23 protein-coding genes are annotated in these 19,786 nt (G+C 69.4%); 11 read left to right on the top strand and 12 right to left on the bottom strand.

The window, feature by feature from the left end:
- Positions 1-30 precede the first annotated feature (30 nt).
- Positions 31-363, bottom strand: a complete 333-nt coding sequence (locus ACFVV5_RS10165; protein ID WP_387242865.1) for a hypothetical protein — start codon at positions 361-363, stop codon at positions 31-33.
- Positions 364-472: 109 nt separating this feature from the next.
- On the opposite strand from ACFVV5_RS10165, the gene ACFVV5_RS10160 reads away from it, so the two are divergent.
- Complete coding sequence (locus ACFVV5_RS10160) at positions 473-787, top strand: hypothetical protein (protein WP_387242862.1); 315 nt, start codon at positions 473-475, stop codon at positions 785-787.
- Here the strand turns inward: ACFVV5_RS10160 and ACFVV5_RS10155 are convergent.
- Entirely contained in the window at positions 784-1,560 is a 777-nt protein-coding gene (locus ACFVV5_RS10155) for an EAL domain-containing protein (protein ID WP_387242859.1), read from the bottom strand. The genes ACFVV5_RS10160 and ACFVV5_RS10155 overlap by 4 nt on opposite strands.
- Before the next feature lie 104 nt (positions 1,561-1,664).
- Here ACFVV5_RS10155 and ACFVV5_RS10150 point away from each other — a divergent pair, with 104 nt between their 5' ends.
- On the top strand, positions 1,665-2,510 hold the full coding sequence (locus ACFVV5_RS10150; RefSeq protein ID WP_387242856.1) for an alpha/beta fold hydrolase: 846 nt from the start codon (positions 1,665-1,667) through the stop codon (positions 2,508-2,510).
- Complete coding sequence (locus ACFVV5_RS10145; protein ID WP_387242854.1) at positions 2,507-3,904, top strand: diguanylate cyclase domain-containing protein; 1,398 nt, start codon at positions 2,507-2,509, stop codon at positions 3,902-3,904. Before ACFVV5_RS10150 ends, ACFVV5_RS10145 begins: the two co-directional genes overlap by 4 nt.
- Positions 3,905-3,936: 32 nt before the next feature.
- Here ACFVV5_RS10145 and ACFVV5_RS10140 read toward each other — a convergent pair whose 3' ends face one another.
- Positions 3,937-5,052, bottom strand: a complete 1,116-nt coding sequence (locus tag ACFVV5_RS10140) for a fatty acid desaturase family protein (protein WP_387242851.1) — start codon at positions 5,050-5,052, stop codon at positions 3,937-3,939.
- A 111-nt stretch (positions 5,053-5,163) separates the two neighbouring features.
- Positions 5,164-5,817: a DUF1345 domain-containing protein gene (locus tag ACFVV5_RS10135; RefSeq protein ID WP_387242848.1), complete on the bottom strand. Its 654-nt coding sequence runs from the start codon at positions 5,815-5,817 to the stop codon at positions 5,164-5,166.
- Positions 5,818-5,911: 94 nt separating this feature from the next.
- Between ACFVV5_RS10135 and ACFVV5_RS10130 the strand changes: the two genes are divergently transcribed.
- Positions 5,912-6,994, top strand: coding sequence for a DNA glycosylase AlkZ-like family protein (locus ACFVV5_RS10130; RefSeq protein WP_387242845.1), 1,083 nt, complete (start codon positions 5,912-5,914; stop codon positions 6,992-6,994).
- A 20-nt stretch (positions 6,995-7,014) separates the two neighbouring features.
- On the opposite strand, the gene ACFVV5_RS10125 is transcribed toward ACFVV5_RS10130, so the two are convergent.
- The 4 genes from ACFVV5_RS10125 to ACFVV5_RS10110 all read right to left on the bottom strand — a co-directional run bounded on the left by ACFVV5_RS10125 (position 7,015) and on the right by ACFVV5_RS10110 (position 10,620).
- On the bottom strand, positions 7,015-8,400 hold the full coding sequence (locus ACFVV5_RS10125; RefSeq protein WP_387242842.1) for an FAD-binding oxidoreductase: 1,386 nt from the start codon (positions 8,398-8,400) through the stop codon (positions 7,015-7,017).
- Positions 8,401-8,635: 235 nt separating this feature from the next.
- Entirely contained in the window at positions 8,636-8,890 is a 255-nt protein-coding gene (locus ACFVV5_RS10120; RefSeq protein ID WP_387242839.1) for a hypothetical protein, read from the bottom strand.
- Between the two features lie 107 nt (positions 8,891-8,997).
- Positions 8,998-9,591, bottom strand: a complete 594-nt coding sequence (locus ACFVV5_RS10115; protein ID WP_387242836.1) for a DUF2510 domain-containing protein — start codon at positions 9,589-9,591, stop codon at positions 8,998-9,000.
- A 159-nt stretch (positions 9,592-9,750) separates the two neighbouring features.
- Positions 9,751-10,620, bottom strand: a complete 870-nt coding sequence (locus tag ACFVV5_RS10110; RefSeq protein WP_387242833.1) for an SDR family NAD(P)-dependent oxidoreductase — start codon at positions 10,618-10,620, stop codon at positions 9,751-9,753.
- 59 nt (positions 10,621-10,679) lie between these two features.
- On the opposite strand from ACFVV5_RS10110, the gene ACFVV5_RS10105 reads away from it, so the two are divergent.
- The 5 genes from ACFVV5_RS10105 (at position 10,680) to ACFVV5_RS10085 (ending at position 14,817) form a co-directional block, all read left to right on the top strand.
- Entirely contained in the window at positions 10,680-11,387 is a 708-nt protein-coding gene (locus ACFVV5_RS10105; RefSeq protein WP_387242830.1) for a TetR family transcriptional regulator, read from the top strand.
- A 284-nt stretch (positions 11,388-11,671) separates the two neighbouring features.
- A complete protein-coding gene (locus tag ACFVV5_RS10100) occupies positions 11,672-12,340 on the top strand; it encodes a hypothetical protein (protein WP_387242827.1) in 669 nt (222 codons plus the stop codon).
- Positions 12,327-12,683 (top strand): hypothetical protein, encoded by a 357-nt coding sequence (locus ACFVV5_RS10095; RefSeq protein WP_387242824.1) that lies wholly within the window; start codon positions 12,327-12,329, stop codon positions 12,681-12,683. Before ACFVV5_RS10100 ends, ACFVV5_RS10095 begins: the two co-directional genes overlap by 14 nt.
- A 20-nt stretch (positions 12,684-12,703) precedes the next feature.
- Positions 12,704-13,573: a hypothetical protein gene (locus ACFVV5_RS10090; RefSeq protein ID WP_387242821.1), complete on the top strand. Its 870-nt coding sequence runs from the start codon at positions 12,704-12,706 to the stop codon at positions 13,571-13,573.
- Between the two features lie 53 nt (positions 13,574-13,626).
- Positions 13,627-14,817, top strand: coding sequence for an OmpA family protein (locus ACFVV5_RS10085; protein WP_387242819.1), 1,191 nt, complete (start codon positions 13,627-13,629; stop codon positions 14,815-14,817).
- Between the two features lie 24 nt (positions 14,818-14,841).
- Here ACFVV5_RS10085 and ACFVV5_RS10080 read toward each other — a convergent pair whose 3' ends face one another.
- Complete coding sequence (locus ACFVV5_RS10080; RefSeq protein WP_387242816.1) at positions 14,842-15,225, bottom strand: VOC family protein; 384 nt, start codon at positions 15,223-15,225, stop codon at positions 14,842-14,844.
- Between the two features lie 43 nt (positions 15,226-15,268).
- Here ACFVV5_RS10080 and ACFVV5_RS10075 point away from each other — a divergent pair, with 43 nt between their 5' ends.
- Positions 15,269-16,195, top strand: coding sequence for a Ppx/GppA phosphatase family protein (locus ACFVV5_RS10075; protein ID WP_387242813.1), 927 nt, complete (start codon positions 15,269-15,271; stop codon positions 16,193-16,195).
- Positions 16,196-16,200: 5 nt separating this feature from the next.
- On the opposite strand, the gene ACFVV5_RS10070 is transcribed toward ACFVV5_RS10075, so the two are convergent.
- Positions 16,201-17,220: an NAD(P)-dependent alcohol dehydrogenase gene (locus ACFVV5_RS10070; RefSeq protein ID WP_387242810.1), complete on the bottom strand. Its 1,020-nt coding sequence runs from the start codon at positions 17,218-17,220 to the stop codon at positions 16,201-16,203.
- A gap of 130 nt (positions 17,221-17,350) precedes the next feature.
- Here ACFVV5_RS10070 and ACFVV5_RS10065 point away from each other — a divergent pair, with 130 nt between their 5' ends.
- Positions 17,351-18,028 carry a TetR/AcrR family transcriptional regulator gene (locus tag ACFVV5_RS10065; protein WP_387242807.1) on the top strand — a complete coding sequence of 226 codons (678 nt, stop codon included), beginning with the start codon at positions 17,351-17,353 and terminating at the stop codon, positions 18,026-18,028.
- A gap of 175 nt (positions 18,029-18,203) precedes the next feature.
- Here the strand turns inward: ACFVV5_RS10065 and ACFVV5_RS10060 are convergent, their stop codons facing one another.
- Positions 18,204-19,175 (bottom strand): diacylglycerol/lipid kinase family protein, encoded by a 972-nt coding sequence (locus tag ACFVV5_RS10060; RefSeq protein ID WP_387242804.1) that lies wholly within the window; start codon positions 19,173-19,175, stop codon positions 18,204-18,206.
- An 87-nt stretch (positions 19,176-19,262) separates the two neighbouring features.
- Positions 19,263-19,766, bottom strand: coding sequence for an ATP-dependent zinc protease (locus tag ACFVV5_RS10055; RefSeq protein ID WP_387243243.1), 504 nt, complete (start codon positions 19,764-19,766; stop codon positions 19,263-19,265).
- Between the last annotated feature and the right edge of the window lie 20 nt (positions 19,767-19,786).

Genomic DNA, 19,786 nt, shown 5'->3' with positions numbered 1-19,786 from the left:
CCCGCCCGTCTGAGCCTGCCCGCGCAGGCGTCAGTCGGCGCGCACCGCCAGCGCGGCAGCGACGGCGGACGCCTCCGCTTCCTCGGTGAGGTAGAGACCGGATGCCCGCCCAGCCGACATCAGCATCGATTCGATCCAGTCCCGGTTGATCGAGACGGAACGCGAACCGCTGTAGTAGAAGTGGATGGGAACGCCGTTGTCGACCCAGATCGCGTGCCGGCCGCTCCCCCGCTCGACCGGGACCGCCCAGGTGAGGAAGAAGTTCTCTCCGCGACGGAGCTTGGTGCTGATGACGATCTGCAGATGGGTCAGGACACGATCGTCGAGCTCGTAGCTGTCGTTGTCGTACGTGAGAGTGCCCACATCTGCCCTTTCCCCGATCGCAGCGCCGCCTCGTTGCCGCTCTCGAAGGATACCCTCTGGGAGACCCTGTAGTTTCGTTTATCGGGCGTAGAGTTCACGGGGCGACAGCGTGATCCTGCGCAACGCGGTCACGACGGCATCGGAGGTCTCCTTCCCCATGATTGTTCATCGGCTCACGGTCGACGGGAAGGACTACTTCCTGCCCGATCCGGTCTCAGAACTGCGCGCCAAGATCTTGGAGGCGGTCAAAGCCGGCGGAGGGTATGTCAACATCCCGCCGCTGCGCACCGGACCCGGCGTGGACATCCTGTTCTCCCCCGGGATGCCGGTGACCTGGACGCAGATCGACGTCGGGGGCGAGCCCGAGCCGGCCGAGGATTCGCCGTCGATGTACCGCCAGTTCGACGGGTTCGACGGGCTCTAGTCAGCCGTCTCCACCGGGGCCATCCAGTGCTCGAAGTCGGTCCGCGAGGCGGGGGCCGCGATCGCGAATCCCTGCGCCCGGTCGCAGCCGAGCTCTGCGAGCATCCAGAGCTGTTCCTCGGTCTCGACGCCCTCGCCGACCACGCGGATCCCGCGCTCGTGCGCGAACCCGATCGCGTCGGCCACGGCCCCGCGATCGTCTCCCGCGACGATGCTCCGGTCGATCTTGAGCTCGGTGGCGTGCAGCTCGGCCACGCGCTCGGCCGATGAGAATCCGGTGCCGTAGTCGTCGATTGAGATCGTGAAGCCCTGCGCCCTCAGCCCGTCGAGCCGCGACGCCACCGCTGCCGTGTCGTCGATGCTCTGCGTTTCGGTGACCTCCAGGATGACCGTGTGCGGGTCGAGCCCGGCATCGTCCATCTCCTCGTGGAGTTCGTCGAAGAACTGTCGCCCGGCGAGCTGGGACGGCGAGACGTTCACCGCGACCTCGAGCGCGACGCCGTCGTGCTGCCAGGCACGACCGAAGCTCAGGCACTGCCGCAGCATGTGGTGGCCGAGGTCGTGGATGACCTTCGCCTTCTCGGCGAGCGGGATGAAGACCGACGGCAGGATGACTCCGAGCTCAGGGTGGCGCCAGCGGCCGAGTCCCTCGATGGCGACGACGCGACCCGTCGCCAGCGAGATCTGCGGCTGGAAGTAGGCGACGATGTCGCGCCGTGCGACCGCCCCGGGCAGGTCCGCCTCGAGTCGGCCGAGCGCGGAGTGGAGGGTCATGAACGCGATCGTCCCCGGATTACCCGGCGAGGTCAACACCCTGGCGCGATAATGGGTGCAGTGCATTCGCTGACGACGGCTGCCACCCTTTCCCGAGGAGCGACATGACCGATGCCACCGGCGCCACGACGGCCGCCATTGCGACCAGCGCCACCACCCCGATCCGACGCCGCAACAATGTGCGTGTCGCCGGCAACCCCGACGGCCGCCCGCTCGTCTTCTCGCACGGCTTCGGCTGCAGCCAGGAGATGTGGAGCCGGGTGGCGCCGGAGTTCCTCGACGACTTCCAGGTCGTCCTCTTCGATCACGTCGGAGCGGGAGGCTCGGAGCTCAGCGCGTACGAGCCGGCCAAGTACGCGTCGCTGAACGGCTACGCCGACGACCTCCTCGAAATCCTCGACGACCTCGACCTGCGCGACGCCGTGTTCGTCGGGCACTCGGTGAGCTCCATGATCGGCGTGCTCGCGGCGACCAGGCGTCCCGACCGGTTCGGCGCGCTCATCCTGGTCGGCCCGTCTCCCCGCTACGTGAACGACGGCGGCTACGTCGGCGGCTTCGAACCGGCCGACATCGACGACCTGCTCGACACGCTCGACGCCAACTACCTCGGCTGGTCCGCGGCGATGGCTCCCGCGATCGTCGGCAACGCCGACCGCCCCGAGCTCGGCGAGGAGCTCACCGAGAGCTTCTGCCGCACCGACCCCGCCATCGCGAGCCAGTTCGCCAAGGCCACCTTCCTGTCCGACAATCGGCGAGACCTCGCGAAGGTCACCACCCCGACGCTCGTTCTGCAGTGCTCCGACGACATCATCGCGCCGACCCAGGTCGGCCTGTACGTGCACGAGAACATCGCCGGCAGCGAGTTCGTCCAGCTCGCTGCCACCGGTCACTGCCCCAACCTGTCGGGGCCGGAGGAGTTGTCGGAGACGATCCGAACGTACCTGCGATGACCGGCTTCGACGAGCTCTACGAACGGGTTCCGTGCGGTCTGATCTCGGCCACACCGGATGGCGTGATCACGCTGGTCAACGAGACGTTCCTGTCGTGGACGGGCTACACGCGCGAGCAGCTGATCGGCAGGTCGTTCGTGACGCTCCTGGATGCGGGCGGCCGGATCTTCTACGAGACCCGCTACCTTCCGGTGCTGCGGCTGAGCGGAGCCGTGCGGGAAGTGGCGCTGACGATGCGGCGGGCCGATGGGAGCATCCTGTCGATCCTCATCAACTCGGTGAGCGACGAAGCCGCTGCCGGGGGCGCCGTGCACAGCGCCGTCTTCGACGCCACCGAACGCAACGACTACGAACGTCAGCTGTTGCAGGCGCGGCGGGCGGCGGAGACGTCGGAGACGCGCATCCGGATGCTGCAGAACGCCTCGATGGCGTTCGGCTCCTGCGAGAGCGAGGAGGACCTCGCGGAGGCGTTGGCGGCGTGTGCCAAGGAATCGTCCGAGGCCATCGCGACGGCGGTCATGCTGAACGACGACATCGGCGGGCTGCACCTGCGCGGGGGCGAGCATCCGGCCGGCCTGACCCCGGCCCTGAGCGAGAAGCTCGAACGTGAGACCGTGGCGCGCGCCCAGGGCGTGACGATCGCAGTCACAGATGTTGCGGCGGATGCGACGCCGTTCGAGGCTCTCGTGAAGGATGCCCTCGACGCCGCCCGGCTCGAAGCGGTCACGGCGATCCCCGTCGTCGACGGCGGCCACGTGATCGGCACCGTCACCTCCTATTTCAGCCGCGCGCGACGGTTCGACGAGGCGTTCGACGAATTGCAGCGGGCGCTGGCCCGCCAGGCGGCTCAGACGCTCATCCGCATCCGGCTGCAGAAGCGGCTCGAAGCGATCGCCAACTACGACGCGCTGACCGGGCTGGCCAACCGCAACCTGCTGCGCGTACGACTGGCCGAGACCATCAGCACGTCGGCACGCACCGGATGCCCGATGGCGATGATCTTCGTCGACCTCGACGGGTTCAAGGCCATCAACGACGAGCTCGACCACAGCATCGGAGACGCCGTGCTCCAGACGGTCGCGGCCCGGCTGCGGTCAGCGGTGCGGCGCGACGACCTGGTCGGACGCACGGGCGGTGACGAGTTCCTCGTCGTCTGCGACGGCACGGACGAAGCGGCCGCGTCGATCGTGGCGGAGCGCATCCGGGAGGCCGTCAAGGAGCCGATCGTCGCGGAGGCGAGCGAGGTCACCGTCACGGCGAGCATCGGGGTCGTGGTGCACCGGCCGGAGCCCGGGGGTCTGCTCGACGGGCGCGACCTCTACCGCCGGGCCGACGCGGCGATGTACGAGTCGAAGAACCGCGGCAAGGACTACGTCACGGTCGCCACGTTCTAGCGGCCGCGATCGCGGCGTGCGCCGCGGGCGGGTCAGCGACCGAACGCGGTGGCGGCCGGGCAGTCGAACGGGTCGGCGCCGGCCGAGAGGCCCACGCGGTTCAGGTACCGGATGACGATCCCGTACGACTGCGGCAACGTGGCCTCCGTGTACAGGATGTCTTTGTCGGCGCAGTACTGCTTGGTGATCGCCTGGGCCTTCTTGAGGTGCGGCCGGGGCATGTTCGGGAAGAGGTGGTGCTCGACCTGGTGGTTGAGGCCGCCCATGAAGGTGTCCATCAGCACGCCGCCCTTGACGTTGCGGCCGGTCAGCACCTGACGGCGGAGGAAGTCGACTTTCGAGTCGTGCGGCAGGATGGGCATCCCTTTGTGGTTCGGTGCGAAGGATGCGCCCATGTACACGCCGAAGACGGCCAGCTGCACGCCCAGGAACGCGAACGCCATGCCGGGGGGCAGCAGCAGGAAGAGCGCGGTCAGGTACGCGCCGATGCGGGTGACGAGCATGACCGCCTCGAGCCAGCGCTTGTCGACCTTGCCGCGGCCGAAGACCGTGCGGAAGCCGTGCAGGTGCAGGTTCAATCCTTCGAGCGTGAGGATCGGGAAGAACAGATAGCCCTGCCGCTTCGTGGCCCACGCGTACAGTCCGCGCGCTTTCGCCGCATCCGTCTCGGTGAATGAGACGAAGTCGCGGTCGATGTCGGGGTCTTTGCCGATGATGTTGGGGTTCGCGTGGTGGCGGCTGTGCTTGGTCATCCACCAGGAGTAACTGATGCCGACGATGAGGTTGGCGATGGTCCGGCCGGCGACATCGTTGGCCTTGCCGGAGGTGAACACCTGGCGGTGCGACGCCTCGTGGGCGAGGAACGCGAACTGGGTGAGGATGAGGCCGAGCACGCCGGCCAGGATCAGCTGGAACCAGGAGTCTCCGAGCAGCACGAAGCCGACGCCGACGGCGCCGAGGGCAGCGGTCAGGACGGCGAACATGCCGATGTAGAAGCCGCGGCGACGGGTCAGCAGCCCGGCATCCCGCACCGTGCGCAGCAGCGCCGAATACTCAGTGGTCGGGTTGGAGCCGTTGCCACCGCGCTTGGTGCGCGTGAACGTGACTGCGGGCGCCGAAGTGGGCGCAGTAACGGTTGCTATGGACATCAGGTCCCCCAATCGGGATGAGCGGAGTGCTCATGGCAACCGGGATCTGGGGCAACCGAGTACTACGATACGCGGCCAGTCTGGGAAGGCCTGGTGTGTCCGCTCCGTAGCTCATTGGGCGAGGCCGACGACCAGGTTGATGGCGGATGCCAGCACCACAGCGCCGAAGAGGTACGACAGGAGGCCCTGCCGCAGCGCGGTCGCCCGGATGGCCCTTGTCTGGAGGTCCGTGTCGGACACCTGATAGGTCATCCCGAGCGTGAACGCCACGTACGCGAAGTCGAGGTAGTTCGGCGGCTCGTCCTCGTTGAAGTCGATGCCGCCGTTCGTCCCGGTGTAGTACAGACTCGCGTAGCGGAGAGTGAACAGGGTGTGGACGAGGAACCACGACAATGCCACGCTCGCGAGCGCGAGCACCGGGATGATCTCCTTGCCGGCTCCCGCCGCGTGCTTGGCGCCGCCGAGCAGGAAGACGACCGCGACCAGGCTGCCGACGCTGGCGATGAGGATCAGTATCTCGGCGGCCGCCCTGCTCGGATCCTCCCGTGTCGCGTACCTCTCGGCCTCCTTCTCGTCCATGCGCCCGACCACGATCCACGCCCACGCGATGTAGACGGCGCACGCCACGGCCCAGCCCGCCGTGAGGCCGTACTGCCCGCCCGCTGTGACGCTGACGACCGCGCCGACCACCAGTCCCGCGACGGCCATGACCAGCAGCCGCAGGCGGGTGTTGTGCGAGCGGCCGTACTTCTTCTCTGCGTCCATGTGCAGATCGTCGCACGGCCTCGGCGCGATCTCACGGGCTACCGCGATCGGAACGCGAGGCGTATCGGCCCCCGACCCGTACTAGTTTGTGGGGATGACCGCACTGCGTCTCGAGCGGGACGAGGCCCGCCGCATCGCGATCCGCGCCCAGCGGCTCAGTGCCGATCGCCCGGCCGACCTGCTCGAGCTCGTGCGGCACCTGATGTTCCTCCAGGTGGATCCGACCGCCGCGGTCGCCCCGAGCGCCGACCTGATCGCGTGGACACGCCTGGGCTCCGCCTACCGGCCCGAGCAGCTCCAGGAGGCGATCGAGCGCGACCGCACGCTGTTCGAGCTCAAGGCCCAGGAAGACGCGAAGACCCCGCCGATCGCCATGATCAGGCCGGCGTCCGACCTCGGCCTCTACCTCGACGCGATGTCGGCCTGGCCGCCGGCGAGCGGCTGGCGCACCTGGCTCGAGGCGAACGAGCCGTTCCGTCGGGATGTGCTGGCCCGGCTCCGCGACGCCGGCCCCCTCCTCTCCCGCGACGTGCCCGACACGAGCCTGGTCCCGTGGGTGTCCACGGGCTGGACCCACAACCAGAACGTGACCAGGATGCTGGAGTTCCTCGTCGCCCGGGGCGAAGTGGCGACGTCCGGGCGCATCGGCCGCCAGCGCACCTGGGATCTCGCCGAGCGCGTCTACCCGTCGGGAATCGACGTCGTGCCCGAGGCGGAGGCGAAGCGTCTGCGCGACGTGCGGCGGCTGCAGGCGCTCGGCATCGCTCGCGCGTCGACGGTGGGCGACGCCGGCGAGCCCGCCGAGGTCGACGGCAGCGCCCTCGAGTGGCGGGTCGATCCGGATGCACTGGATCGGCCGTTCACGGGCCGCACCGCCCTGCTCTCCCCGTTCGACCGCCTCATCCACGACCGCATCCGCACGCAGGAGCTGTTCGACTTCGAGTATCTGCTCGAGATGTACAAGCCCGCGGCCCAGCGCCGGTGGGGCTATTTCGCGCTGCCGATCCTGCACGACGACCGCCTGGTCGGGAAGCTCGACGCCGTCGCCGACCGCAAGCGGGGCGCATTCGTCGTCAGCGCGATCCACGAAGACGTGCCGTTCACGACGGCGACCGCCGCCGCGGTCCGGGCCGAGATCGACGAGCTGGCGGGGTGGCTCGGGCTGCCGGTCGCCTGACCCCTGGTCTGACAGCCTCGTCAGAACAGTTCGTGGCTCGTGCGGATGACGCGGTCGGGGTCGTACCGGTTCTTCACGGCGCGCAGGCGCTCCAGCGTCTCCGCCGAGTAGAAGCGGCTCGGATCCGTCTTGACCTCGCGGAAGTTCGAGTAGTCGAGCGGGTTCGCCCACGGCGCCAGAGCATCCCGGATGCCGTCGACATCGACCTGCATCGCAGCGGCGCTCTCGGCGTCGGGCGTCACACCGACCGCGTAGAGGAGGAACCGGCCCGGGAGGTGGTCGATGGCGCCGCCGTCGGGCGCCGGAACGCCGACCGCTCCCCCGAGGTGGCGCAGATCGACGGCGAGCAGGTGCGTCTCGGCCTCGGGTCCGGCCACGGCGAGCAGCGCATCGATCGCCTCGGGGGTGAGGTCGTCGAGGATCATCCCGTCGCCGACGGCCGGCACCGGGGTCGGCGGATCCATGTGGATCATCCCGAGCTGCGAGGCGGGGATGCGCGCGAACGTGTCGATCGCCGGGCCCAGCTCGCGCAACGGTTCGAGCAGCTTTTCCGCTTCGTCATCCGGAGCGTTGATGGCGCCGTCGACGGCCGCGAACGACTGACCGCGCAAGAAGTCGGGAAGCTCGGGCATCGGAGGCAGCCGCACCAGGCGCACACACGTGGTGGCCTGGTCCGACAGGTCGCGCGTCCACTCCTCGTAGGCGCGGAGCACCTCGCCGGCGCGGGCGAGAGGGAAGAGCATCATGCCCGCGTACACGTCGGCGATCGGAAAGACGCGGAACGAGATCGAGGTGACGATCGCGGTGTTTCCGCCGCCGCCGCGCAGCGCCCAGAACAGGTCGGGCTCGACGTCGGCGGTGACGTGGAGCGGGCGGCCGTCTGCGGTGACGACGTCGATCGCGGTCACGGTGGAGGTGGCAAGGCCGCGGTTGCGGGCGAGCCAGCTGTAGCCGCCGCCGAGCATGTAACCGGCGATGCCCACGTCGGGCGAGGACCCGGCGAGGGCGGTGAGGCCGAACTGTGCGAGCTCGCCGGTCGCCTCACCCCACACGACACCGGCGCCGACCCGGACCGTCTCGTTCTCGGCGTCGACCTCGACGCTGCGGAGGGCGGAGGTGTTGAGGAGCAGGCTCCCGGCGAGGTCGCCGAGCGGGGAGGCCAGGTGGCCGGTACCCTGGGGCACGATGCGGAGGGCGTTGTCGCGGGCGAAGAGCACCGCGGTGCTCACGTCGGCGGCGTCGGCCGGCACGACGACCACGTCGGGTCGCTGATCGTTGCTGAGGTTCCAGGCCTGGCGCACGACGTCCCAGTCGGGATCGGATGGTGTGACCACCGCGCCGGCGATCTGCTCGGCGAGGCGCCGGAACGGGGTGTCGGCGACGGTGTCGACAAGGGAGCTGGACATTCGGGTATCTCCATTTCGTGGGGTCGAGGGTGGGTCCGTCCGGGTGGCGGGCACATCGCTGCCCCCTAGCTTGCAAGAAATGAGTAAAAATCACCATCCCTGCGTTCGTGCTCATTCGTGCCCGTCGGCTACTCCGGAACTTTCATTCGACACACCGGCGAATTCTGCCGGGACAAGGAGGATCGGCGCGCATCCGGCCCGGATCTCCGGAGTTGCCGGCGGCCGCGCTCCCGTCCTAGAAGTCGATGCGCATGACGACGCGGCGTTTGGTGGGCCGGCTGACCTCGTCGAACCGGGCCGCGACGAAGACGTTCCGGCTGCCCACGTGCACTTCGCCCCACGAGACGGCCCGGCCGGGCTGGGTGATCATCGGATACCCCTCCAGCGCGTGGGCGCCCCGCTCGCGCGCGAACCCGACCGCCTCCCGCACGAGAGCGTAGGTGATCCCCCGCCCGCGATACCCGGCGCGGACGATCGTGATGTCGATCATTGTGCCGCGGGTCCCGGGCGGCGCGCTACACCGTGCCGGCCTGCGCTGCACCGTGCCGGCCCGCGCCCCGCCGCCCCGGCCCGCGCTGCGCCCTCACGGCCGGCGTTTCACCCCAGGAAGGTCAGTACGAAGGTCATCGCGAAGCGCACGAGCAGGATCGTGAAGCTGAAGACGAGGCCCAGCACCAGACCGGTCAGCGCCGGCCCGAGTCCGCGGTACGTAGGGACGCGGAAGAGGCTGACGATCGCGAGGATGAGACCCGTCACGGCGATCGCCGTGCCCACGATCACGAAGGCGATGGACGCGAAGAGCAGGAAGACCGGCCCGTGGACCGCGAGGTCGGTGCAGATGACGCTGACGACGAAGAGGATGACCGCGACCACGCCGAAGTTCACACTGCGATAGGCGAGCACGTTCTTCAGCTGGCCCCGCCCGGCGAGCTCGAGCGGGGGGTCGTAGCGGCGCGCCATCGGCCGGTAGACGTTGTCGGGCACGGCGGCGGCGGGCTGTGGTGCGGCGGGCGCGGGCGCGAAAGGCGGTGCGGCGGCGGGCTGGGGCGCGGGAGCGACGGGCACCGGCGCAGCCTCCGGCGGGATCGCCTGGATGTGCTCGCTCCAGGTCGCACCCGTCCACCATCGTGCGGTCAGCGGGTTCGCGGGGTCCGCGTACCAGCCCGCAGCGGGCAAGCGGGTGTCGGTCATCGAGCGGCCTCTCGTCGGTGGGCACCCACAGCGTACGGGGACGCCCGACGTGCGCGGCAGCCCCAGAGCGCGGGGCGCGCATCCGGAGTTCGGCGCTCCTGCGGTGACGTCGCTCCGGCGACGGCGCCGCGGCGGCACCGGCAGCCACCGCGCCCGCAGCTACGCGGCGTCGGGCGGGAACTCGGCCGGGTACGGCTCGGCGAAGTCGGCCGAACGGCTCACGAGCCGCCACTTCTGGTCCTCGCCCAGCAGGCGGTGGTCCTGATCGATGGACATCTCGGCCGCGTTCACACCGAGCGGCAGGTGGTACGGGATGTCCCTGCGCTTGGCGACCTGCACGAGGATCTCGGCCGCGCGCTGCGGGTCGCCGGCCGGGCCGTCGGCGTTCTGCCGCATCCGGCTGTTCATGAAGCCGACCGTCGGCTCGTACGCTTCGGGGATGTCCCGCACGATCATGGACGAGCCCGCCCAGTCGGTCTTGAACCCGCTCGGCTCGACCACGATCACCTTCACGCCGAACGGCGCGGTCTCGACCCGGAGCACGCGGCTGAAGCCGTCGATCGCGAACTTGGCCGCCTGGTACGACGCGATCCCGGGCGATCCGCCGACCCGGCCCCCGGTCGAGGAGAACTGCATCACCAGACCGCCGCCCTGTTCGCGCAGCACGGGGATCGCCGCCTTCGAGACGTTGTAGACGCCCCAGAAGTTGGTCTCGAACTGGGTGCGGAAGTCGTCGTCGTCGGTCGTCTCGATCGGCGACACGTTGGAGTAGCCCGCGTTGTTGACGATCACGTCGAGGCGGCCGAACCGCTCGCGGGCATCCCGGATCGCGGAGCGCGCAGCGTCGGGATCGGTCACGTCGAGGGCGATCGGATGCACGCTGTCGCCGAATTCGGCCACGAGATCGTCGAGTTGCTCGGGCTTGCGCGCCGTGGCGGCGACGAGGTCGCCTGCTACGAGCGCGGCGCGGACGAGGGCGCGACCGAAGCCGCGCAAAGAACCTGTGATGAACCAGACCTGTTGTGTCATGAGAGTTAGTAAAACACTGTTCTCTTATTTACGCAACTGGGTTGCGTTAGACTGTCGGCGTGACCACGACAGGATTCCAGCGGGCCCGCAGCGTCGAGGCCAAACGGCAGCGCGAAAACGCCGTGCTCGATGCCGCGCGTGCCCTCGGCGGTGAGCGCGGCATCCGGCAGGTCACGCTCACGGACATCGCCGAGGCGGTCGGGATGCACAAGTCGGCACTGCTCCGCTACTTCGAGACGCGCGAGCAGATCTTCCTGCGGCTGACCGCCGACGGCTGGCGCGAGTGGTCGCCGGCGCTCCGGGCATCCCTCGACGCGCTCGACGCGCCGGACGCGCGCTCCTCCGTCGCCACCGCGCAGGCCGTCGCCACCGCGCAGGCCGTCGCCCGGGCGTTCGCGTCGTCGCTGGCGGCCCGTCCCATGTTCTGCGACCTGCTCGCGCAGGCGCCGCTCAACCTGGAACGGAACGTCTCGCTCGAGTCTGTGCGGGCGTTCAAGCTCGTGACCCTCGAAGAAGTAGACCTCATCGTCACGTCGGTCCGGCGACTTCTGCCGACCATGACCGAGCGCGACGTGGTCGACATCGTCGCCGCGGCGACCTCGCTGTCGGGGGCGCTGTTCCAGATGGCGACGCCCGGACCGGAGGTCGAGGCGCTCTACCGCAGCGATCCACGACTCGCGCACGCGGTCGTCGACGTCGAGCCTCGCGTGACCCGGATGCTCGCCGGAATGATCGACGGCTTCCTCGCCGGCCGCATCGCCCCCTGACCGCCGCGCACGCAACGCTCGACATGGCGGCTTCCCGACACGCGTGGATGCGCGGCCGAGAGGGGCGAAAAGGCGCATTCACGCCGGATGCGGCACCTTTCGCACCCCTCGCTGATGCGCGCGCGGCGTGTCGCCCGGATGCTCACGACGACCGCGCGGCGGCGCCCGAATGAGATCACTATCGGTATTCATTCGACATTCCCCTAGAACATTGCCAGGACCTGACCGTACGCTTCGAGGTCCGCCGGTATGCGGACCAACAGGCACGACGGAAAGGGACTCTCATGGCGACACGCTCGCATCGTGCACCCCGCGCCGCCCTGCTGCCCTTTCGGGTCGGGAGACTCGCGCGCAAGCGCCTCGAGCGCCTCGCCCAGCGGGATGCGGCGGTGAGTGCATCCGGATCGAGTGCATCCGGATCGCGTTTCGACGACGACCAGGTCGAGCCGACCACCCCCACGGTGCAGGCGATCCAGGCGCGCGCGAACACGTACGCACGCCGCGAGGAGCAACGGTTCTTCTCGAACATCCACCGCGAACTGACCGAGCACCGCATCCTCACCAAGGAGCTCGACACCGACCTGGCCACGTATGAGGAGAAGCTCGACATCCTCCCGCCGGCCGAACGCGACAGCATCGCCGAAGGTCACGGGCCGATCTTCGACGAGCTGCGGCGGCTGGAACGCCGCATCAAGCGCGACCACCGCCGCACCGACGAGCTCTCCGCGCTCATCCATTCGCGTTTCACCGCCGCGCAACTGCGCGCGAACCGCTTCTACGACCACTCGGACGAGAAGATCGCCATCTACTGGGGAGCCTTCCGGCGATCCGGCACCGCTGCAGTCCCTCCCGTCGACCGCGCCCCCGTGCTGCGCCGCTCCGAGTGGCTGACCACCAAAGAGAACAACAAGCTTCTGGAACTCTGGCAGGGGAGAACCGATGTCCAAGCCTGACCGGCCGCTGGCCGATTACACCGTCCCGAAGACGCGACGACTCCGCCGACGGCTGCTGTGGCAACTGCGCCGGATGCGCGCAGCGGTCGACGTCGAGACGCTGGAGGTCTTCGAGCACGAACTCGCCGCCTTCGAGCGCACCGGCGTCGCCGAGATCGAGCGCCAGCGAACCCGGAACGTCGCCCTCGCCGCCGCCCGCGTGGCCACGGCGCAGACGCGCGAGGAACTCATCCGGAGCGCGCTCGTGCGCAGCGACGACCAGATCGCCCGCGCCGAAGTCGCCGCCGAGCGCATGGACTCCAAGCTGCTCGGGGGCGACCCCGAGCTGCACAACTACGCGTGAGCGGCTGAAGGAGCAACGACATGGCCAGAGACATCGTCTTGAGACCGCCCCGGATGCGCCCGCGGGTCGGACACATCTCGACGTTCGCACACGTCCTCGTGTATCTGCTGCTGCTCGGCATGATCACGGTCGACTACATCCTGCTCTCGCAGGCGCTGACCCTGCTGCTGCGCAACGACAGCCAGTACGGGTCCATCGGCCTGCAGATGTACGTGATCACCCTCGGCATCTCGCTCGCCGTCGTCGCATTGCCGCATGTCGTCGCCATCCTGATGCGCCGCATCCAGGCCGGGGTGATGGCGCGACGGTGGTCGATCGCCGCCGTGCTGCTCGCCCTGATCTGGTGCGCACTTCTCGCCACGATCACCATCGCGCGGATCAAGGCCGGCATCGACGCCTCGAACGCGGGCGGACTCACCGGACTCACGGGAGCGACGACGACGCCCGCCCCGGCCGCGTTCTCGTGGTCGGCGCCCGACACGATCATGGCGTTCCTGATGCTGGGCGTGCTGGCGACCTCCGGGTTCATCAGCTTCATCGTCGCCTGGCTCACCACGCGTCCGCTGCTGAGCGCCGCCGAGAAGGCGCACCGGCACGTCGAGGAACTGCGCGTCCACCGCGACAAGCTGCTCGGCGAAGCCGTCGCGGCGCGCGAGGCCACCCAGCAGGCGCTGCGACTCGACCGCGAGGATGCGGTCCGCTACACCGGCGCGCGCGTCACCTTCGCAGCGCGGGTCGACCTCCTGCGTGCTCAGCTCGCCACCCAGCTGGCGCGGCGCGAGCGCGACCCCGAGAGCACGAGCCAGATCATCCGCGAGCTGCGGGCACGGCGGAACGTCGAGCCGCCGGAGATCTCGCCGAGCATCCCGCCGGCTCAGCTGACCGACTGACTCGCCTCGGCCGCCCGCGGCCCCTGCCTCGGCACTGAAAGGACCCATCAACCGTGAATTCCCGCTTCCTCGCTCGAGCAGGCATCGCTCTCGCCGCTGTGATCGCACTCGGCGCCGGCCTGACCGCCTGCACCCCGGCGACCGCGTCCGGCGGAGCCTGCGACCAGTCCCAGAAGCGCAACCTGGGCGTCGTCGCCGGCAGCACGGCCAACGCGCCCGCGGCCAGCCTGCCGACCTCCGCGACCGCCCAGCTCGCCGCCGTCGGCAAGAGCAACGGCAGCGTGACGGTCGTCGTGCCGTCGGGGAAGCCGCAGGTGATGGGCACCACGGTGATCGGCTCGACGGCCCAGGATGCCGTGGTCTGCCAGAACGACCAGCGCACCAAGCTCGCCCAGATCACCTCGTACATCGACGGCCTCAAGGCGGCCTCGCCGCAGGTCGACTTCCTCGGATCGATCGATCAGGCGGCCCGCAACCTCGGCTCCCACCCGATGGGCGTGCTCGTCGTGGGCAGCGGGCTGCAGACCACCGACCCGCTGAACTTCGCGGCCAGCGGCGTGCTCTACGCCGACCCGGCGCAGGTGGTCGGCGACCTTCGCTCGCGCGGGCTGCTGCCGACCGACCTCAAGGGGGTCACGGTGTACTGGTCGGGGCTGGGCGACGTCGCCGGTTCGCAGACTCCGCTGACGATTCCGGCGCGAAGCAATCTCCAGGCCCTGTGGGCGGCGATCATCAAGGCGGCCGGTGGCACCCTGTCGCTGCTGCCGGAGCCCGCGTCGGGCGGTGCGGCATCCGGTCTGCCCGCCGTCTCGGTCGTGCCCGTCGAGGCCGAGCAGACGAAGACCGACTGGACCAAGCCGATCGTGATCCGCAACAGCGACCTGCTGTTCGTGAAGGACACCGCGACCTTCTCCGACCCCGCGAAGGCGTCGCAGGTGCTGTCGCAGCTGGTGCCCTCGATCGAGCAGAACGGGGCCGCCGTGACGATCACCGGGACCGCCTCCAAAGATCAGGCGACGAACAACACGTCCGACACGGCGTTGTCGCTGCGGCGAGCCGACGCGGTGAAGGCGGCGCTCGTCGGGCTGGGCGTGCCCGCTTCGCTGCTCACGACGGCAGGCGTCGGCTACGACTGGTGCGGCTGGAAGAGCGAGACGGACGCGTCGGGCCGCTACTCGGATGCTCTCGCGGAGCAGAACCGTTCGGTGATCCTCACCTCGGCGGGCGTGAGCCTCTGCGGGTAGCGCGCTGCCTGGGCGGTGGCCCCTCTACTGCGGGCCCGCTACCCCGATGAGGTTGCCCGCAGGATCGATGAAATGCCCCACGGTCACGTCGCCGCCCTCGTTGCGGACCGGCCCGAGCACCCGCGTGCCGCCGAGCCGCTCGGCGTCGTCGAGCGCGGCCTCCACATCCGGAACCCCGACATAGAAGGTGACGTGCGCCACGGCATCCGGCCCTCCCCCGATGCCGCCGGGAATGCCGGCATCGCCGGTCAGGCTGGTGTCGATGAACGAGTACGCGTCCTGATCGGACACCTCCGCCGCGACCGGCGCTCCAGCGGGAGCATCCCACCCGAACAGAGCCGCGTAGTAGCTTCGCAGCCCGTCAGGGTCGGGCCCGATGATCTCGAAATGTACAACCGGATTGGCCATGGGCGCCATGCTACGCGGGGTTCGCGCGCAGTACTGTCTGACTATGCGCCTCGGAGTCCTCGACGTCGGTTCGAACACCATCCACCTGCTCGTCGTGGATGCGCACCCGGGCGCCCGCCCCATCCCGGCCGCCACGCACAAGTCGGTGCTTCGGCTGATGCGGTACATCACCCCGGATGGCGCGATCAGCGACGAGGGAAGCCAGGCGATCCTGGATGCGATCGCCGCGGCGATGCGGGTCGCCGACGCGGAGGGCATCGACGAGCTGCTGCCGTTCGCGACGTCCGCCCTGCGCGAGGCGACGAACGGGCCCGCGGTCCTCGACCGGATCCTTCGCGAGACCGGTGTCGACCTCCAGGTGCTGTCGGGCGAGGACGAGGCACGGCTGACGTTCCTGGCCGTGCGCCGCTGGTCGGGCTGGTCATCCGGCAGCATCCTGCTCCTCGACATCGGCGGCGGCTCGCTCGAGATCGCGGCAGGAGTGGATGAGTACCCGGATGTCGCCGTTTCGGTGCCGCTCGGCGCCGGACGGAGCACGATCGGGTTCCTGCACGACGATCCCCCGCTGCCCGACCAGGTCGAGACGCTTCGCGACCACGCCCGGGCGGTGCTCGAGGATGCGGTGAAGGCGTTCCCGAAGCGCTCGCCGAACGAGCACGTGATCGGGACGTCGAAGACCATCCGGTCGCTTGCGCGGCTCGCGGGCTCGACGGCTGCGGGTCCCGGCGGCACGGAGCGGAGCCTGCTCAAGCGGTCGGAACTGGCCGACTGGGTTCCTCGGCTGGCGCAGATGCCGGCGGATGCGCGCACTGCCCTTCCCGGGATCACCGCCGACCGCACGTTCCAGATCGTCGCCGGAGGGGTCGTGCTGCGGGAGACGATGCGGGCGTTCGGCGTGGACGAGCTCGAGGTCTGCCCCTGGGCCCTGCGCGAGGGGATCATCCTGCGCTACCTCGACCACCTCGCGTAGCGCGGCTACCCCTGCTCGGCCGCCGCATGGTGTTCGGCGGCACCCTCCTCGGCGCCACGGATGCGGAGCACCACGTTCCCCCGCTTGTGACCGGTCGCCACCCGCCGATGCGCTTCCGCGACATCGTCGAGGCCGTAGGCGCTGTCGATGACAGGGCGCAGCCCGCCCTGCTCGGCGATCGCCACCACCTCGGCGAGGAGCGTCGGAGACGACGGGACGCTGCTCGACGGGATCGCCTTGCCGCTGCGACGGGCGTTGCCGCGGGCGCGCAGCATGCCGCGCAGATCGCTGATCACCGGCAGGTAGGCGCCACCCGGCTTGATGGAGCTCTCGACGCGTTCGAAGGGCGCGTTTCCCACGCATTCGACGATCGCGTCATAGGTCAGCCCCTCGGAGGCGAAGTCGGTCTCGGCGTAATCGATGACGCGGTCGGCGCCGAGTTCCCGCACCAGCTCGGCGTTGGCACCGCTGCACACGGCGGTGACGGTCGCGCCCCGGTGCTTCGCGATCTGCACGGCGGCGGAGCCGACGGCGCCGGAGGCCCCGTTCACGAGGACCTCGTCGCCGGCGCCGACGCCGGCGCGATCGAGGAACGACACGGCGGTGTGGCCGCCGAAGATCAGAGAGGCGGCGTCGTCGAAGTCCAGGTTCGCCGGCTTCAGGGCGATGCCGCCGTGCTCCGGGATGCGGGCGTACTCGGCGTGGCCGCCGAATTTCGATCCCAGCATCGCGATGACCTCGTCCCCCGGTGAGAACCGCGTGACGTTCGCGCCGACGGCTTCGACGACTCCCGCGGCATCCATGCCGAGAACCGGGATGCGCGGCCGGAACGCGCCGAAAGTGAGCGGTCCGAAGAACCAGAGCCCCTTCGGGAGGTCGCGGCTGCGCGCGCGGTAGTCCGCGACGCTCACCGTGCTCGCGTGCACCCGGATGAGCACGTCGTCCGGTCCGGGCGTCGGCTTCGGGAGCTCTTCGACGTGCACGACCTCGGGACCGCCGAACCTGCGATAGACCGCTGCCCTCATGATTCCGCCTCGGATCACGTCGTTACCTTACGTTGTACGCCTTACACTGTAAGGTAGCGCGATTTCCTCCTGATGGCTAGAGGCGGTTTCGGCGCATGAACGTTGTACGGTTGACGAGAAGGAGGGCGTGATGACGTCGACCGCCGAACGAAGCGCCGAACGGCGCACCCCCCTGACCCGCGAGCGCGTGCTGCGCACAGCCGTGGACCTGGCCGACGAGTCCGGAATCGACGCGTTCACGATGCGTCGCCTCGCCGAGCGCCTCGGCGTCGAGGTCATGTCGATCTACTACCACCTGCCGAACAAGGAGGCGATCCTCGACGGTGTGATCGAGCTCGTCTTCGCAGAGATCGAAGAGCACGTCGGGGGCTTCGCGACAGCGGCGACGGATGCCCGGTGGAAGGCGACCCTGCGCGGGCGGATCCTCGCGGCGCGCACGGTGATGCTCGAGCATCCGTGGGTCCCGGCCGTGCTGGAGAGCCGCTCCAACCTGGGCCTGACGCAGGCGCGCTACGTGGACTCGGTGATCGGCATCATCCGGTCGGGCGGCCTGTCGTACGACCTGATCCACCACGCCATGCACGCCCTCGGCAGCCGGATGTTCGGGTTCACCCAGGAGCTGTCCGACGACGACAGCGACTCCGAGATCCCCGAACAGCTGGCGGATGCTCTCCCCCACCTGGTGGGGATGCTGGCGGTCGTCCGGCACGACGACCCCGACTCCACCCTCGGCTGGTGCGACGACCAGGTCGAGTTCGAGTTCGGCCTGGACCTGATCCTCGACGGCCTCGAGCGCGTCGCCTCCTGATCCGCGCGCCGTTCGCGCGTCACCTCCCGACCCCGGCCGGGCGTGAGACAGCCCGCGGCGTGACTTCTCCACAGGCAGCCGCGCTGCCCGACGCTGAGTTGGCCCGAAGTGTCGTTATAGAGCCGATTTCGGGCCCTATAACGACACTTTGGACGGACTCACCATGCTGGTGGGGTCAGGCGGGGGCGGCCTCGGCGGGGATGCGCACGAGGAGGCTCTTCGGGTCGACCCAGGTGCGGATCGCCGTGGCCCGGCCGAAGCTGTCCCCGTCGAGCTCGACCTCCTCGGGCCGGCTCAGCTTCAGCACGAGCTCCTTGCCCTTGAGGTAGTTGAGCGCGCGCACCTCCTTGGTGAGTCCCATCAGCTTCTGGCCCGCCGTCGTTCGCCGGAGTACGCCGTTCTCCCAGAAGATCTTCACCATGATCTGCAACCAGCCGACGAAGCCTTCGGGGCGCAGCAGCACGATGTCGAACTCCCCGTCGTCGACGGAGGCCTCGGGCAGCAGCAAGATGTTCGCCGGCAGCGAGCCGCAGTTGCCGATCATGATCGTGTGGGCCCGCACCGACCGGATGCTCCTGCCGTCGAGGCGATACCGCAGGTGGAGCTGGTTCTCGTCGCGGAGCGCAGCGCCGATCGCTTTCACGTAGGCGAGCCAGCCGGCCTTGGCTTTGAGGTCCTCGTCTGTGTTGGCGAGCATCTTCGCGTCCAGCCCGAGCCCGGCCATCACGAGGTAGCCGTGCCTCCTGGTCCCTGCGTCGCCGTCCCGGATCTCGATGACGCCCATGTCGATCGGCCGATCGGTGCCGGTGAACGCAGTATCGAGGGCGTGCTCGACGTCGTCGAGCGTCAGATCGAGGTTGCGCGCGAGCAGGTTGCCCGTGCCCGACGGCAGAAGCGCCAACGGGATGCCCGTGCCACGCATCACCTCGGCGATGACACGGACCGTCCCGTCGCCGCCCGCAGCGATGATCAGGTCGGCCTTCTGCTTCAGCGCGTCCTCGGCCTGGCTCCCGCCGGGCTCCTCCTCGGTCGTCTCGAACCAGAGGGTCTCGTCCCAGCCGTTCGCCTGCTCGGCCTGCTTCACGAGTTTCTTCAGCTCATCCGGATCGGCCTTGATCGGGTTGTAGATGAGCGCAGCGCGTTTCACGGGTCTCCTTCGTCGGGCTCGCCGGGGATCCGGGTCGTGCCGCACACGGTACAGGAACCAGGCCGGCGCGCAACCGGTCGGGAGCGACTACTCGCGACCGCGGTTGCGACGCCGGATGACTCGTGGAGCCCGCCCGCCGAGGAAGGACTCCCCGGAATCGACGACGAAGCCCTGGCGGAGGGCTTCACGCCCGATGAGCATCCGGAACCCCATCTGGTCGCGGTTGCTCAGGGTGGTCTCGGCCGTGATCGTGCGGCCGAAAAGCTCGACGTCCAGCAGCACGACGATGCGCTCCTCGCTGTGGCCGGATGAGCTGCGCACCAGGCGGCGATCGTGGACGGGGCACTCGACGACGACCACGTCCTGCTCCGACCGCTGCCACGGCCGCACCCGGAAACGGACCCGGTCGCCGCGGCCGCCGCCGGTGCCGTCTTCGTCGCCGTCGCCGGGGAGCTCCTCGATGTCGAAGGCATGCAACGCAGAGCTGCGGGCACCGGTGTCGAGCTTCGCCTTGATCCAGGGGACGCCGGCGCCGGGCAGCGACACCCATTCGCGCCAGCCTGCGATGGTGCTTGAATGGAGGTCGTTGATCACTCCACCATCTTTGCAGG

Source organism: Leifsonia sp. NPDC058248, from assembly GCF_042881905.1.
In the GTDB taxonomy this organism is placed as follows: domain Bacteria; phylum Actinomycetota; class Actinomycetes; order Actinomycetales; family Microbacteriaceae; genus Leifsonia.
This window is presented reverse-complemented; position numbering and strand designations above follow the sequence as displayed.

Coding starts and splice junctions, on each gene's coding strand:
- ACFVV5_RS10155 (WP_387242859.1), bottom strand. CDS start 1,560: ATGACCCTCCACTCCGCGCTCGGCCGACTCGAGGCGGACCTGCCCGGG.
- ACFVV5_RS10150 (WP_387242856.1), top strand. CDS start 1,665: ATGACCGATGCCACCGGCGCCACGACGGCCGCCATTGCGACCAGCGCC.
- ACFVV5_RS10145 (WP_387242854.1), top strand. CDS start 2,507: ATGACCGGCTTCGACGAGCTCTACGAACGGGTTCCGTGCGGTCTGATC.
- ACFVV5_RS10140 (WP_387242851.1), bottom strand. CDS start 5,052: ATGTCCATAGCAACCGTTACTGCGCCCACTTCGGCGCCCGCAGTCACG.
- ACFVV5_RS10135 (WP_387242848.1), bottom strand. CDS start 5,817: ATGGACGCAGAGAAGAAGTACGGCCGCTCGCACAACACCCGCCTGCGG.
- ACFVV5_RS10130 (WP_387242845.1), top strand. CDS start 5,912: ATGACCGCACTGCGTCTCGAGCGGGACGAGGCCCGCCGCATCGCGATC.
- ACFVV5_RS10125 (WP_387242842.1), bottom strand. CDS start 8,400: ATGTCCAGCTCCCTTGTCGACACCGTCGCCGACACCCCGTTCCGGCGC.
- ACFVV5_RS10120 (WP_387242839.1), bottom strand. CDS start 8,890: ATGATCGACATCACGATCGTCCGCGCCGGGTATCGCGGGCGGGGGATC.
- ACFVV5_RS10115 (WP_387242836.1), bottom strand. CDS start 9,591: ATGACCGACACCCGCTTGCCCGCTGCGGGCTGGTACGCGGACCCCGCG.
- ACFVV5_RS10110 (WP_387242833.1), bottom strand. CDS start 10,620: ATGACACAACAGGTCTGGTTCATCACAGGTTCTTTGCGCGGCTTCGGT.
- ACFVV5_RS10100 (WP_387242827.1), top strand. CDS start 11,672: ATGGCGACACGCTCGCATCGTGCACCCCGCGCCGCCCTGCTGCCCTTT.
- ACFVV5_RS10095 (WP_387242824.1), top strand. CDS start 12,327: ATGTCCAAGCCTGACCGGCCGCTGGCCGATTACACCGTCCCGAAGACG.
- ACFVV5_RS10090 (WP_387242821.1), top strand. CDS start 12,704: ATGGCCAGAGACATCGTCTTGAGACCGCCCCGGATGCGCCCGCGGGTC.
- ACFVV5_RS10080 (WP_387242816.1), bottom strand. CDS start 15,225: ATGGCCAATCCGGTTGTACATTTCGAGATCATCGGGCCCGACCCTGAC.
- ACFVV5_RS10075 (WP_387242813.1), top strand. CDS start 15,269: ATGCGCCTCGGAGTCCTCGACGTCGGTTCGAACACCATCCACCTGCTC.
- ACFVV5_RS10070 (WP_387242810.1), bottom strand. CDS start 17,220: ATGAGGGCAGCGGTCTATCGCAGGTTCGGCGGTCCCGAGGTCGTGCAC.
- ACFVV5_RS10065 (WP_387242807.1), top strand. CDS start 17,351: ATGACGTCGACCGCCGAACGAAGCGCCGAACGGCGCACCCCCCTGACC.